This window comes from Mucilaginibacter sp. P4_C11 (assembly GCF_056402115.1).
In genome coordinates this window covers 130,529-142,887 of the sequence record NZ_JBFUIA010000022.1, presented here as the reverse complement: position 1 = coordinate 142,887, position 12,359 = coordinate 130,529, and the positions used below count along the sequence as shown (strand labels likewise).

Sequence of the window (12,359 nt, the reverse complement as noted above, 5' to 3'; positions counted from 1 at the left end):
GTTTCAAATAGCACTATTTTGCATGACAGCATGGTGCTTAATCTATGTCATTATATATATCATAATATCAATTAACAGTTTTGATAAATCAAAATACAACACAGATAAATTTTGATATTTAATACGTTTTAAACGATAATCATATATTTATACTTTTTCACTAACTCTTTTGCATACTAACAATTTGCATTAAATATTGTAGTGAATGATAGCCGGTACTTAACGTCCCGTAAGCAATCAAAAAAAACGGGGCATCACTTCTAACACCGGAGAAATATACCTTAATCAGCGCACGCGATTTTATTAACTTAAGCGAGCGATTTACGTTGTTCTTTAAATTCGACACTTAGGTATAAAAATTACATCTACTTATTACAATCAAATACTTGAAAATTTAAACTTAGCGCTAATCTTCCTCTCCCTTTACCCTGTTCTCGTTAAATAATAAAAACAGCAAACACAATTGCTCTGTTAATACCGTTATCAGTATAATTATTCAAACTCCCGATAGTTTAAAAACTATTTGGCTACCGGCAATACTTCAACAATATCTATTACGTATAATTGATAATGCAAAACCTATTTAAAACCATCTGCCTCTTTTTAATTGCTATACTGGCATTAACTCAGGACTGCCCCGCCCAGGTCAAAAAAAAGAAGGCCCACCTATCTGTAAGAGACTCGTTACGGAAGAAGGTTTTGCGAAGAGATTCTGTAAYTCGTTCGTTTAAGAATGTAGATGGTTCGGTAAATATACTGCTTGGTAAAATTGAGGATTATACTACCTCATACGTGGAAACAAATTCAGATCTGTCGCGCGGTTTCGACACTTTAGAGATAAGCCAGGAGCTACCTACTTTAGAGAAACGGATGGCCTTGATGCGTAACGCCATCGATCGTTCATCTACATTGGGAAACCTGGTTACCATCAGGGACATTATTGATCATCTTAAAAGTCAAATGGACTCATGGGAAGACCGGATAACTATTTACAACAATCAGCTTGATGCCATTAACGACAAGGTATCTGAATTTAAGTCGGATACTGTTTTGCGCAATGCCCCTTCAGATAGCAGCCTTCGAGCCAAAACCATTGCACAGGTGCAAGACCTGGATACCAAATGGCAAAATTTAGATAACGGCGCCAAAAAATCGATGATCAGGATTGGCCTGCTCGAAAACAGGGTATCAGCCTTATCCATTTTGCTAATTGACCTTGATGACAGGATAGATTTAAAAATTCACGAATTTACAATTAATGCACTTACCAATGAATATGGCTTTATCTGGAACCCACACCCAAGTAAAACGCCTAACACCCTAAGTGTTGCTTTTACAAAGACCGGCCGCTTGATTTACCTGCTTTACGCCTACTTTATAACCAACAAATCAAACTTTGTTGCCCACATTGTAAATTTATTGATATTGGTTGCCTTTTTTGGATGGATTTACAATAGCCGCAAAAAAGTGGCAAAATTGAACAGTGAATGCGATGGCATATTTGAACAAACAAATTACATAGTAAAGTATCCGTACCTATCAACCTTAACTGTTTTTAGCCTGGTATCACCTTACCTGTATGATCATCCTACCCAGGCATTTACGCATACCATGTTTTTAATCATGATGGCAAGTATTGGCTTGTTGATTAAAAACAACTGGCCCAGGCCGCTATATAAAATCTATTATGTGTTATTTATAGCTGCTACATTTTTTTGCATCAGCAGCCTTATGGTTTTGATAACCTACACAGACAGGATTTTATTGTTGCTGTTATCCGGAGTAGTAATCTATTATTCGTTGCAGCTACTTAAACAGGTAAAACAAACAGCACAAGCGTACCCGCCTTATATGCAGTTGATATTAAAAGTATTTATAGCGCTGCATGGGTTTGCCATACTCCTAAACATTACGGGGCGGTTTAGCCTGGCCAAAATATTCAGTGTTACTGCTACTTTAAACCTGTGCCTGGCCATGGGCTTTTATATACTGTTGCAAATACTGATGGAAAGCTTGTTTTTACAATTAGAGGGCAACAAAAAATCAGGACATAACATTACATCTTTTCTTGATTTTAAAGAGCTACAAAAAAAATCAAAAGGTTTCCTGGTTAAAATTATTGGTATATTATGGTTTGTGGCTTTGGCTAAAAACCTGGCCATCGACGATTATATATATGACCAGGCAAATGATTTTTTAAACTCGCCGCACCAGGTAAGCAGCACCGCATTTACCTTCCGCAGCATTTTGGTGTTTGTGGCCGTTATATGGTTATCTGGCCTGGTAGCAAGGGTGATCAGTTATTTTTATGATTTTGCAGGACAGCAAACCAAGCTGACTCCGCAGGCTAAAAAAACCCGTTCGTCAATATTACTCATCAGGTTAACCGTGTTTGTGGTTGGCTTTTTTGTAGCCATAACAGCTGCGGGTATCCCTATGGATAGGGTAACTATCATTATTGGTGCATTGGGCGTAGGTATTGGTTTCGGTTTACAAAATATAGTAAACAACCTGGTATCGGGCGTTATACTGGCTTTTGAAAAACCGGTGCAGGTAGGCGATGTTATTGAGGTAAGCGGCAAATCGGGCACAATTAAAGAAATTGGAATCCGGTCAAGCAAAATTGAATGTGGCGATGGATCGGAACTTATTGTACCCAACGGCGACCTTATATCTCAACACGTGATAAACTGGACCTTAAGCAATAACAACCGCCGGGTGGAACTACTGATAAGGGTTGCCTACGGCGCAGACGTAATTAAAGTTGAGAGCATTCTTAACGGGATTATAAAGGCCAATAATGATATTATGAAAAGCCCGGCCCCAACAGTCTTTCTAAATAACTTTAGCGACTCGGCCATCGAATTTAAGGCTTTATTTTGGGCCGACGATATCTCTAAATGGCAAGGGTTGAAAAGCAGCGTGATGCTGGCAATATATATTGAGTTTGATAAAGAGGGGATAGAGATACCGAAAGGGCAAAAAGATATACAGGTTAATTTTCCGGGAAATATCGGTATTCCCGGAAAAGTCGACGAGGCTGGTGATGCGGGGCTTCCACCGGCAAGACGTTAAAATAGCCGTTGATTTAGTAAGATGATTTTATGTGTGCATTAAAAGCCTATTTGCGCTTACCTTTGCCGTTTAAGCACTAAAAATAATGGCAGGCATCTATATACATATACCCTTTTGCAAACAAGCTTGTCATTACTGCGATTTTCATTTTAGTACGTCGCCAAAGTATAAAGATGAATTGGTACAAGCACTGGTAACCGAAATTAAGCTACAAAAAAGTTTCCTAAACGGCGAAACAGTTGAGACAATCTACTTTGGTGGTGGCACACCTTCGGTACTGGCAGCGGATGAAATTCACCTGCTTATTAATACCATAACAGAACTGCATACCGTGGCCTCAGATGCCGAAATTACGCTGGAAGCCAATCCGGATGATTTGGATGTGGCCAAAGTAAAAGCGTTTAAACAGACCGATGTAAACCGATTTAGTATAGGCATCCAATCGTTTTTTGACGAGGATTTGGTTTGGATGAACCGCGCCCACCGGGCCCGCGAATCTGAAACGGCTGTAAAAAGGGTACAGGATGCCGGTTTTGAAAACATTACGGCCGATTTAATTTATGGTTACCCCCTACTTACCGACACCAAGTGGAAGCAAAACCTGGATAGGATTTTTGAATTGTCTATCCCGCACATATCTGCTTATTCCATGACGGTAGAGCCACAAACCGCCCTGGCAGCCTTCATCAGCAAAAAAAAACAGCCGCCCATGAACGACCAGCAAAGCGCGGCCCAATTTATGGTTTTGATGCAAGCCATGGCCGAGCATGGTTTTGAGCATTACGAAATATCAAACTTTGCCCTACCTGGTAAATATTCAAAACATAACTCCAACTACTGGCAGGGGGTTAAATACCTGGGCATCGGCCCATCGGCACACTCCTATAACGGTGAGGTAAGGCAATGGAATATTGCCAATAACGCTAAATATACTAAAGCCATCATCAGCGGTAAAATACCTGCCGAAACGGAAACCCTCACCGAAAATAACCGACTGAACGAATACATCATGACCTCCATCCGCACCATGTGGGGGCTGGATTTAAACCGCTTGAATGCCATAGCCAAAGGCGCATCAGATCAGTTGCAAATAGAGGCCCGCGAGTTTTTTGATAAAGAATGGATTATTGAAAAGGATGGTATCATCTATCTGACAGCCGCCGGCAAGCTTTACGCTGATAATATAGCCGCCGGTCTCTTCTTTTAACTGGTATCAAATGTGGTCACTTTTTGGCAACTTGATACTCCAATTAAGAAACAACTAAGCGCAAAGTATTATATGGGTTGGAACGAAAAACTGGCCGTTAACCATGCCAAATAGGCTATGTTTATGAGTAAATGATGAAGCGGGTACATTTTTTTTGACATCACCCGGTTACCTTTTGGTGTTTTATTTCGTTCCTTTGTTTACTTTTTGGTAATACTGTAGTATCCCTAATTAAATTTAACCCAACCGGAAGGTAACATTTATGAGTTTTATACTTAAGCCGATTGATACTGTTGAAAATATCTCTCCGGAGGATTTCAAGAACAATTATTTAAACCCGCGCCGTCCATTAGTAATCAAGGGGCTCACCAAAACATGGCCCGCCCGCGAAAAATGGACACCAGAATATCTTAAGAGCGTTGTTGGCAATAAGGTGGTGCCCTTGTACGATAACTCCAAAGCCGATCCATCAAAACCTATCAATTCATCGGCTACCGAAATGCCTTTTGATGAGTATATTGATCTGATACGCAGTAAACCCACAGAGTTGCGTATCTTCTTTTTCAATATTTTCAAACAGGCGCCCCAATTATTAAATGATATTGTATTACCCAAAGACCTCATGGGTGGCTTTTTAGAAAGCATGCCCGGCATGTTCTTCGGTGGATCAAACTCGGTAACGTTTTTACATTATGATATCGATTTACCCCACATTTTCCACACCCATTTTGGCGGGCGTAAGCACGTTATATTATTTGAAAATAAATGGAAACGCCGCCTGTACTGCATCCCTAACGCTACCTATGCGCTGGAGGATTATGATGTGCTGAACCCCGATGTAAAAAAATTCCCTGCACTGGACGGTGTAGAAGGTACCGAAGTATTTTTAGAGCACGGCGATACCCTGTTTATGCCTACCGGATATTGGCACTGGATGAAATATATTGACGGCTCCTATTCATTAAGCCTGCGTGCCTGGGATGCGTCCATGACCCGCAAAGCCGCCAGCTTGTACAACCTGGCAATTAAAGGCGGCGTAGATAGCTTGCTCAAGATGGCTTTTAAGGAGAAATACGCAAAGTTCCGCGAGGAATTGGCTGTTAAATGGGCTAACAAAGAGCTTGCAGCGGGCAAACCTTTTTGATTTCTGTTGCCAGGTCGTGTTGCCCGGTTCGGGTTTTATTAAAGACTTTTTATGGCGGTGAGGTTTTCTTCTCCGCTATTTTTATTTCTACCGTCGGCTGTATGCTCGTACCCTAAGGACAAACGCATCAAACTGGGTTAACATAACTTAACACATTTTACGGATTTTATTTTTAAGCAGCTGATAATTAATATGTTATAATTAAACATGGTTAACACTAAATTATTGTTGTTCGCAATTCAAACGCATCTAAATGTTTGCGCCTGTTGTTGGCCCAGGCAAGGAGCCTAAAGGGCTGGGATCTTTTTACCTGGGCTATGCATAAACACAAGGTATCGTTTGATGGTTATAGCTATTTTTACATTATAAGCTTGTTACCTTAGCTAGTTAAATAACAGGTCATCGTCAATAAATATTTAATGCGCTTGCCTGCCTCACAGGCAGTTTACCTCGGCCAATCACAGGTATTATTATATCTTTAAGGCAAAACTTATCATTTATGATCGCTGATAAATTAAAACTTCATTTAGGCAATTACGTCAAAATTACGCGAACGGTAGCCCACGGAGTCGACGAAACCAGCAGCGGATATATTCTTGATTTTTCTGATGATCTTATTTTGCTGCACGAAGCAGGCGACTTTACACTGCATGGTTACGTTGTGCTTCCTGTTAACCAATTAAAGAAGATCAGGCATAATAAGTTCGACAAGTGTTTTAAACAAATCATGATAGCCGAAGGCGAAGCGGCCAAAGTAGGTATCGGCTATAAAATTGATTTGAGCAATTGGCAATCAGTTTTCAAAAGTATACAAGCTACCGGGCTGAATGTTATTGTCGAGGTTGAAGATCCAACCAACATTATCTTTAGTATCGGCCCAATCTTGAAAATCACCACAAAAAAGGTCCACATTGAGTATTTTGATGCCGAAGGTTTCATTTCAGACAGCCCGGATAAAATTAATTTCGAAGATATAACTAAAGTGAAATTTGACGACAGGTATATTAATGTTTTTAGCAAGTACTTGAGAAAGAAAAAAACTAAAAAGGAATAAACATCTATACGGCAAAAGTTGGCTGTGAGGACACAGCCAACTGAAAACAAAGCAAATTATCTTTCTACCACCGCTCCAATCCCAGGAGCTTTTTCCCTAAATCAGATAATTCAGCAACCGGGTTTTGTTTTTCGCGCTCCATCGGGTCGCCGGGGAAAGCGTAACCTTGCATGGCTTCGCGGCCTTGCCAGCTGTTAATGCGCCACTGCCTCAATTCCTCATTATCTTCCTGGGCGGGCATCATGGCTATATATTGTGCTATCCTCACTTTGTTGTTACTGGTGTTGGGGCGAATACCATGGGGCTGCAGGCTATTAAATATCAGCAGGTCGCCGGCTTCCAGTTTCACTTTCTCTATCTTAAAACCGGTAGTATCTGGTTTGTAATGATCCCTGTCGGCAGGCTGGGTAAGTTTCCATGTATCGTAGGTACGGTACAATTCGGGAATGCACTGAAAACCACCCATGGCTTCGTCTGTCTGGTCGGCCAGGGCAAGTACACCTTGTACATTTTGCGGCTTGGTTTCGGGGTCATAATCCCAATGAATAAATCCCTTGTATTCAAAACCTGGTTTAAGCGGAAAGTTAAGGTTGGCCCTGTCAATGGTAACCCAAAGTTTTTCGGTACCCCAAACATCTGTAAAGGCCGCATGAACTTTGGGGTACTGCCGGTTATCCCACATCAATTGCTGATTATAAATCTCAACCATACCCGTGTTATTCAGCTCGGTCATTTGCATTTGGGCGCTGGGCCTTTTATACCAGGTTTCTACATTATCGGCATCCTTATCTTCATATTCCCACAGGTAAGCGGCCAGTTTGGCAACCTGTTCTTTAGGTACGGCATTTTTAACGATCACGTATCCATTTTCTACCCAAAACTTCCAGTCTGCTTCGGTTAATACCCGCAACGGTTCGTTGTTCTTGCGTTCATTAAGGTGAATACTGCTCGTTTTGGCTGTAGATGGATTGCCGGGAATTTCTTTATGCGCGTTTTCCGGTCCGGGTGTCATGGTCATGGTGGCGTCTGTTGTCTTCATCATTTGTATTGGTTAATAATACAAATTTACCGCCCCTTGCAAAGGCGGTTATTCTTTACAATGACCATTATTTGCTCTACATTGACCAAATATGTATCTTTATTAAACATCAATGGACAATGGATGGATAAAATACAGTTAGAGGTAGTTGATTTTGAACCGGGCAAATCATTCAAGCTGTTTTCGCCCAGGCTCCGTAATACCTTTTTATGGCATTACCACCCCGAATATGAACTGGTATATGTAGAGGCTGATGCAGGCATAAGGCATGTTGGTTCGCACATATCGGGATATACCCAAAGCGACCTGGTTTTGATCGGCAGCAATTTACCCCACCTTAATTTTGATTACCGCCTCCGCAGCGAATATCACCAGATTGTTGTTCAATTGCGAGAAGATTTTTTGGGCACAGCCGTTGCCATAACACCCGAGTTTACCCCTATTAATCAACTATTTAAAAAAGCGGCCAATGGCATTGCATTTCATGGCGAAACCAAAAGCATAGCGGTACAAAAGTTAAAGCAGTTACCGGCGTTAAACTCATTCGACCAATTATTGGCACTGATGGAGATTTTCCAGGTGCTGGCCAATTCTTCTGAAATAACCATTTTAAATGATGATGAAATCAGCCTGCAATTTTTTTTGAAAGATAAAATCAGGATGGGTGCCGTGTATGAATACATAGGCAGTAACTACAACCGCAACCCCGATGTAAATGTGGTAGCGGCCAAAGTAAATTTTACCACAGCGGCCTTTTGCAGGTACTTCAAAAAACAAACCAATATCACCTTCACCGATTTTGTAAACCAATACCGCATTGATGTTGCCAAAAACCTGCTCATGCAGGATAAAAATGTAACCGAAGTATGTTACGCTGTTGGTTTTGAAAGCCTATCGTACTTTAACAAACTATTCAATAAAATAGAGGGCCAAAATCCGTCGGATTTTAAAAGGCATTGGGTTAACACGTAAAATCCTAAACCGCCCCTGTTTTAATAAACTGCACTACTGCTTTACCTGCTTTTTCAAACCTTTCGTCCCAGTCATCGCCCTGTATTAACACATAGTGGATACCATGATTCGCTAACTCCTGTTTGTGGCTTTCGTCCAGCCGGTTCCTGTCGTTTTCATTAAGGCGGGTGCCGTCCTGTACATAGGGAGCATCAACATCCAGGTATATATACAAATCAAAATGATTTGTCGCTTCAACCCATTCGGGTACCTGCAAATCCTTATCAAACAAAAAGTGACTATATGACCGGGTAGTATTCAGATCAGTATCTACAAACAAAATCTTGTTAGCTACTTTTATCTTTTCATTGATGGTTTTGGCATGCAGTTCGGCTATCTGTAGTAAATCTTCTTCGGTACATTCGTTGGTGTGCTCCAAAATATCGCGCGCCATTTCGGGAACATCAAGCGTATGAAAATGATGGGCCAGTCGTTTTGCCATCGTTGTTTTCCCGGTAGATTCGGTACCCAGCAGGCATATCTTTTTGGTAAAATAGGGCTTGGCAGCATCAGCCAAAAAATTCCAAAAGGCGAATGGCTTCTCCCTGATCTGCGTAGCCGATACGGGTACTATTTTGCGTGGCTCGTCAAATATCATGCTCTCGCAATTCAAAAACCGCCCCATATAAGCGCCATAGGGTTCTGATGCAAATATGATATCAACAGCAGGTAATTCCTTTTGTAAGTAATTGGCCCAAATGCGGGACACCCCTTCTGAGGATACAGAGGTGTTTGGCAAAACGGCTTCATCATAGTTTAACAGCCATGGCCTCACTTTAATATTGTCTTTATAGGTTTCCTTCAGCCACTCCAACCGCTGGCTGCCCCATATAGGTTCGTCATAACTGGCGCTTACCAAAACAATAAGGTCATCGCAATGCTGTAAAGCAAAATCAATTAATGCAATGTGCCCCTTGTGCAAAGGCATAAACTTGCCTATAACCAAACCTCTTTTCATCCATTAAAATCCCGGCCAAAGGTATAAAGCTTTTAAGCAAATCTCAAATATGATATTTAGCTGGTATGATCGCATACTATTTTCCACTCGCCGTTAATTTTGCGGAACCAAAGGGTATAATAACCACCAAGCTCATCTTTAATTCGCTTAAGGTGCCATTTACCCAAAACGAAGGCATTAGTTGCATCGAGCACTTTAACCTGCAACAGGGTAAACTTAAGCTGCCCCATGGCCGCTTTATCCGGATAACGCTTTTTATAATGATCAAGCGTGGTTTGCCAGCCATAATCGGGGCCGGTTTTGCCTACAAATACCAGCGAATCTGATTTCCAGTAGCCCTGCATAAAACCCTCAACATCGCCGCGGTTCCATGCTTTTTGCTGGGTATACATTAAATTGGCAATTGCTTGCTTGTCCTGCGCACGGCACACACAAACCGTAAGCATAAGAAGAAAAGAAAATGTAAGTTTTTTCATACGTTGAATATAAACACGATTTTCAAGATTCGACAGGACTAACAGAATTTTGTTTAGTTTACATTCGATGACTTTTGTCTTACATTAAAATCCTGCTAAATCCTTAAACCGTGTCAAAAATCCTGTTATCTTTGATTTCACTGCCTTAACAAAAAACTCTTTTATGAAAAACCAGGTATTAAGCTTCGGCGAAGTTTTATGGGATGCTTTTGGCGATGGTAAAAAAGCGGGCGGCGCGCCTATGAATGTGGCCAGGCACCTGGTACAGCAAGGCGTAAACGTTGCCTTTGCAAGCTCGGTTGGTTTGGATAATAGCGGCGACATGCTGATTGAATTTCTGAAATCAAACGGCCTGTATTCCGACCTCATCCAACAAGAGGATGAATACCCAACCTGCGAGGTTACGGTGCAGCTTGACGAGAATAACCAGGCTACTTACATCATTCCCGAGCCTGTTTCATGGGATTGTATTGAAACTACCGATGCGCTTAATACCGCGGCGAAAAATTCGGCGGCCATTGTTTATGGTAGCCTGGCCTGCCGCTCCACCCAAACGCGCGAAACCTTGCTCAACCTGCTCGACGAAACTGATGCCCTTAAAATATTTGATGTAAACCTGCGCCCGCCGCATTATACACTATCTACTATCGAAACGCTTGTGGCCCGCGCCGATGTGGTAAAAATGAACGAAGAAGAGGCCAACCTGTTAATTGGTGGTAGCAACAGCTCTTTACGCGACCAGATAACTGAATTCCGCTCCAAATACCATAACCGTACCATATGTGTAACCCGCGGTGAGCACGGCGCGATAGTATGGCACGATTATGAGTTTTATGAAAGCCCCGGATGCCCTGTAAAAGTTGGAGATTCGGTAGGCGCAGGTGATGCCTTCCTGGCCACTTTTGTGGCAGGGTTGCTGGCCAATCACCCTATGCAAATGGTTGTTGATAAAGCATGTACCGTAGGCGCCTATGTTGCCAGTCAGCGAGGTGCCAACCCTATTTACCCCACCGAGTTGTTGAATAGCTTGGTGTATATTTAATTCAAAAGTAAAAATTCAAAATTCAAAATATCTTGAGGGCTGATAGTAAAGACTGCTATCGGCCCTTTATGTCGGCGGCTTCCATTTTTAAATACCAAAATCTGCGCATCTGAAATCTGCACACCCACACATCTGCCATTTGTCATTCTTACCTAACAATTTGTTTTAATCCTCATACCGCGAAACTTTTCAGAATAATTATCCGTTCCTTTATAGTACAGAAAGGACAAGATATGCGTGGTTTTGGATTTTCAAGATTTACCCCCAACCAGATCCCTAAAGGCGGATTTGAAGAATTACTGAAATTATTCCTTGAGTTGCTCAATTACACATCGGGCGATGCCGGCGAAGCTTTAGCCTGGCTAAACGAACTTGATAAACAATACAACCTTACCAACGATGATTATGGTATGGGCGATTTTATTGATGAACTTAAGCAAAAGGGATATTTAAGCGACGACCAGCAAACCGGCGGTTTTAATATTACGGCTAAAACAGAACAAAGCATCCGGCAATCGGCATTAGAGGAGATTTTTGGCAAGCTTAAAAAATCGGGTAAAGGCAATCACCGCTCGCCACAATCAGGGCAGGGCGATGAAAAAAATGCTGAACGCCGTGAGTTTGAGTTTGGCGACAGTTTGGATCAGATAGACATGACCCAATCTATCCATAATGCCCAGGTTAACCATGGCATCGGTGATTTTATGATGACCGAACGCGATCTGGAAGTAGAGGAAATGGATTATAAAACCCTTACCTCTACCGTGCTGATGATAGATATTTCACACTCGATGATCCTTTACGGCGAAGACAGGATTACCCCGGCCAAAAAGGTAGCCATGGCTTTGGCCGAGCTCATTCGCACCAAATACCCCAAGGATACGCTGGATATTGTTGTTTTTGGTAACGATGCCTGGCCCATAACGCTACAGGATTTGCCATACCTGCAGGTTGGCCCTTACCATACCAATACCTATGCAGGGCTGGAACTGGCAACAGATTTGCTGCGCCGCCGCAAAACCCACAATAAGCAAATATTCATGATTACCGATGGTAAGCCAACCTGTTTAAAGGAAGGTAACAAGTATTATAAAAACAGCATTGGCCTGGATAGAAAAGTGGTTAACAAAACCCTGAACATGGCCGCACAGTGCAAGCGCCTAAAAATACCTATAACCACATTTATGATAGCCAAAGACCCTTACCTGCAGCAGTTTGTGCGTAAATTCACAGAGACCAATGGCGGCAAGGCCTTTTACAGCTCGCTGAATGGTTTAGGTGAATACATTTTTGAAGATTATATTAAGAACAGAAGAAAAACGGTTAGATAAGTTTAGTCGGGAAGTCCGAAAG

Annotated in this window: 10 protein-coding genes; 7 read left to right on the top strand and 3 right to left on the bottom strand. The window is 41.8% G+C overall.

Annotated features, from left to right (window positions below):
* Window positions 1-570 precede the first annotated feature (570 nt).
* The 4 genes from AC1DU2_RS20160 to AC1DU2_RS20145 all read left to right on the top strand — a co-directional run bounded on the left by AC1DU2_RS20160 (window position 571) and on the right by AC1DU2_RS20145 (window position 6,480).
* The gene (locus AC1DU2_RS20160; protein WP_477386359.1) at window positions 571-3,075 is read left to right on the top strand and encodes a mechanosensitive ion channel family protein; all 2,505 of its coding nucleotides are present in this window, start codon (window positions 571-573) and stop codon (window positions 3,073-3,075) included.
* A gap of 85 nt (window positions 3,076-3,160) precedes the next feature.
* Entirely contained in the window at window positions 3,161-4,282 is a 1,122-nt protein-coding gene (gene hemW, locus AC1DU2_RS20155) for a radical SAM family heme chaperone HemW (protein ID WP_477386356.1), read from the top strand.
* A 262-nt stretch (window positions 4,283-4,544) separates the two neighbouring features.
* Complete coding sequence (locus AC1DU2_RS20150; RefSeq protein ID WP_147053222.1) at window positions 4,545-5,426, top strand: cupin-like domain-containing protein; 882 nt, start codon at window positions 4,545-4,547, stop codon at window positions 5,424-5,426.
* Between the two features lie 499 nt (window positions 5,427-5,925).
* Window positions 5,926-6,480: a hypothetical protein gene (locus AC1DU2_RS20145; RefSeq protein WP_477386354.1), complete on the top strand. Its 555-nt coding sequence runs from the start codon at window positions 5,926-5,928 to the stop codon at window positions 6,478-6,480.
* A 64-nt stretch (window positions 6,481-6,544) separates the two neighbouring features.
* On the opposite strand, the gene AC1DU2_RS20140 is transcribed toward AC1DU2_RS20145, so the two are convergent.
* Complete coding sequence (locus AC1DU2_RS20140; protein WP_477386352.1) at window positions 6,545-7,522, bottom strand: phytanoyl-CoA dioxygenase family protein; 978 nt, start codon at window positions 7,520-7,522, stop codon at window positions 6,545-6,547.
* A 57-nt stretch (window positions 7,523-7,579) separates the two neighbouring features.
* Here AC1DU2_RS20140 and AC1DU2_RS20135 point away from each other — a divergent pair, with 57 nt between their 5' ends.
* Complete coding sequence (locus AC1DU2_RS20135; RefSeq protein ID WP_477386350.1) at window positions 7,580-8,491, top strand: helix-turn-helix domain-containing protein; 912 nt, start codon at window positions 7,580-7,582, stop codon at window positions 8,489-8,491.
* Between the two features lie 4 nt (window positions 8,492-8,495).
* Here AC1DU2_RS20135 and AC1DU2_RS20130 read toward each other — a convergent pair whose 3' ends face one another.
* Both AC1DU2_RS20130 and AC1DU2_RS20125 read right to left on the bottom strand, forming a co-directional pair.
* Window positions 8,496-9,488 (bottom strand): AAA family ATPase, encoded by a 993-nt coding sequence (locus AC1DU2_RS20130; RefSeq protein ID WP_477386348.1) that lies wholly within the window; start codon window positions 9,486-9,488, stop codon window positions 8,496-8,498.
* Window positions 9,489-9,544: 56 nt separating this feature from the next.
* Window positions 9,545-9,964, bottom strand: coding sequence for a YybH family protein (locus tag AC1DU2_RS20125; RefSeq protein WP_477386346.1), 420 nt, complete (start codon window positions 9,962-9,964; stop codon window positions 9,545-9,547).
* 163 nt (window positions 9,965-10,127) lie between these two features.
* On the opposite strand from AC1DU2_RS20125, the gene AC1DU2_RS20120 reads away from it, so the two are divergent.
* The gene (locus tag AC1DU2_RS20120; protein WP_477360014.1) at window positions 10,128-11,006 is read left to right on the top strand and encodes a carbohydrate kinase family protein; all 879 of its coding nucleotides are present in this window, start codon (window positions 10,128-10,130) and stop codon (window positions 11,004-11,006) included.
* A 233-nt stretch (window positions 11,007-11,239) separates the two neighbouring features.
* Window positions 11,240-12,337, top strand: coding sequence for a vWA domain-containing protein (locus AC1DU2_RS20115; protein ID WP_477386344.1), 1,098 nt, complete (start codon window positions 11,240-11,242; stop codon window positions 12,335-12,337).
* The last annotated feature ends 22 nt before the right edge of the window (window positions 12,338-12,359 follow it).

Excerpts from the sequence above, each read along its gene's own strand:
- AC1DU2_RS20115 (WP_477386344.1), top strand. The coding sequence starts at position 11,240 with ATGCGTGGTTTTGGATTTTCAAGATTTACCCCCAACCAGATCCCTAAA.
- hemW (WP_477386356.1), top strand. The coding sequence starts at position 3,161 with ATGGCAGGCATCTATATACATATACCCTTTTGCAAACAAGCTTGTCAT.
- AC1DU2_RS20145 (WP_477386354.1), top strand. The coding sequence starts at position 5,926 with ATGATCGCTGATAAATTAAAACTTCATTTAGGCAATTACGTCAAAATT.
- AC1DU2_RS20140 (WP_477386352.1), bottom strand. The coding sequence starts at position 7,522 with ATGATGAAGACAACAGACGCCACCATGACCATGACACCCGGACCGGAA.
- AC1DU2_RS20120 (WP_477360014.1), top strand. The coding sequence starts at position 10,128 with ATGAAAAACCAGGTATTAAGCTTCGGCGAAGTTTTATGGGATGCTTTT.
- AC1DU2_RS20150 (WP_147053222.1), top strand. The coding sequence starts at position 4,545 with ATGAGTTTTATACTTAAGCCGATTGATACTGTTGAAAATATCTCTCCG.
- AC1DU2_RS20130 (WP_477386348.1), bottom strand. The coding sequence starts at position 9,488 with ATGAAAAGAGGTTTGGTTATAGGCAAGTTTATGCCTTTGCACAAGGGG.
- AC1DU2_RS20125 (WP_477386346.1), bottom strand. The coding sequence starts at position 9,964 with ATGAAAAAACTTACATTTTCTTTTCTTCTTATGCTTACGGTTTGTGTG.
- AC1DU2_RS20135 (WP_477386350.1), top strand. The coding sequence starts at position 7,580 with ATGACCATTATTTGCTCTACATTGACCAAATATGTATCTTTATTAAAC.